1 protein-coding gene is annotated in these 210 nt (G+C 42.4%); it reads right to left on the bottom strand.

Features of this window, described 5'->3' with window-relative positions; all coding sequences use genetic code 11:
* A partial coding sequence (locus tag H5R64_RS00980) for a hypothetical protein (protein ID WP_182580154.1) occupies positions 1-210 on the bottom strand: 210 nt, incomplete at both ends.

The following is a 210-nucleotide window of genomic DNA, read 5'->3' as shown; positions in this document are numbered from 1 at the left end:
TGATTGACTTGCACTCAAGCTAGTTGAAGCTGAAGTACTTACGGAATCAGAAGTTGAAACACTATTGCTCAAGCTCGTACTCAAGGAACGGCTGGTACTATCACTAACACTAGTCGATGTTGATTCACTATCACTTAAACTAGTGCTCAGGGAGCGACTATCAGATAACGATGTACTCAAACTTGCAGAGGCGCTTGTACTTTGACTAGT

Origin of the sequence: Limosilactobacillus fastidiosus, from assembly GCF_014145505.1 — a bacterium.
GTDB lineage: Bacteria > Bacillota > Bacilli > Lactobacillales > Lactobacillaceae > Limosilactobacillus > Limosilactobacillus fastidiosus.
The sequence above is the reverse complement of the archived record's forward strand: the minus strand, read 5'-3'. Positions and strand labels throughout refer to the sequence as shown.